Annotated in this window: 1 protein-coding gene; it reads left to right on the plus strand. The window is 40.9% G+C overall.

The window, feature by feature from the left end; genetic code table 11:
• The first annotated feature begins 124 nt into the window (after nt 1-124).
• Nucleotides 125-1,288: an IS4 family transposase gene (locus MWU84_RS23875; protein ID WP_093980379.1), complete on the plus strand. Its 1,164-nt coding sequence runs from the start codon at nt 125-127 to the stop codon at nt 1,286-1,288.
• Nucleotides 1,289-1,317 lie beyond the last annotated feature (29 nt).

A 1,317-nucleotide genomic window follows, 5' to 3' on the forward strand; every position in this document is an offset into this window, starting at 1 on the left:
TTCATTACTGTCCCATTAAAATCTAAAATAGTTCTTTGAAATATTTGAAATATAGTTAGTTACAGAGGTTTTTCGATTAAACGGATTTCAATTTTAACTTTTGCAATTCTTATACAGATTTGCAATGCATAAAGACAAATTCGTTTTCTCACAGCTTGTTTCCTTTTTGGATAGAAACAAGTTCAATTATATTGTTCGTACCTATCGGGGGGATAAATATGTGAAGCACTTCACCTGCTGGAACCAGTTGCTCGCTTTGATGTTCGGCCAGCTCTCCAATCGTGAAAGCCTTAGGGATCTGGTAATCGCACTTGATGCCCACCGATCCAAATGTTATCATTTGGGAATGGGGAAGAATGTCTCTAAATCATCTTTGGCAAGGGCCAATCAGGACAGGGATTACCATATCTTTGAGGAGTATGCCTACTATTTGGTAAATCAGGCCAGAGAAACCAGAACTACCAACATCTTCGATCTGAGTGGCCACGTCTATGCTTTCGATTCGACAACGATCGACCTGTGTCTTTCCGTATTCTGGTGGGCAAAGTTCCGAAGGAGAAAAGGTGGCATCAAAGTACACACCTTGTATGATGTGGAAACACAGATACCGGCATTTTTTCATATTACCGAAGCTTCAGTACACGACTCAAAGGTTATGAAAGAAATTCCTTATGAACCAGGGTCCTACTATATATTTGATCGAGCCTATAACAACTTTAAGATGCTGTATAAAATCCATCAGATAGGTGCTTACTTTGTGATCAGGGCAAAGAATAACCTGCAGTACAGATCCATCAAGTGGAAACGCAGATTGCCCAGGAACGTGCTTTCAGATCTGACCATTGGGTTGACTGGATTTTACCCAAAGCAGTACTATCCTGGGTCACTGCGGCTTGTCAGATACTGGGATGAACTACAACAACGGGAGTTCGTCTTTTTGACCAATGCTACTCACATCTCAGCCCTACAGGTTGCTGAACTTTATAAGAACCGCTGGCAGGTAGAGCTGTTCTTCAAATGGCTGAAACAACACCTTAAAATCAAAAAGTTCTGGGGTACTACCGAGAATGCCGTGCGAATCCAGATCTATGCTGCCATCTGCACCTATTGTTTGGTGGCCATCGTTCAGCACGATATGAAACTGGAGAGAAGTACTTATGAAGTGCTGCAGATATTAAGCATCTCCCTGACCGATAAAACGAACCTTCGGGAACTCTTTAGCAAAACTAAATTTCAAAATGACAAAGAACGAAATAGGCTTAATGGGCCAAATTTATTTAATTTTTAAAACGTCCCAATTTTAATGGGACACTAGTG

This window comes from Arenibacter sp. F20364, assembly GCF_023015905.1.
In the GTDB taxonomy this organism is placed as follows: domain Bacteria; phylum Bacteroidota; class Bacteroidia; order Flavobacteriales; family Flavobacteriaceae; genus Arenibacter.

What these genes read in the sequence shown, in the direction of transcription:
- MWU84_RS23875 (WP_093980379.1), top strand. Translation starts at nt 125, where the DNA reads ATGCATAAAGACAAATTCGTTTTCTCACAGCTTGTTTCCTTTTTGGAT.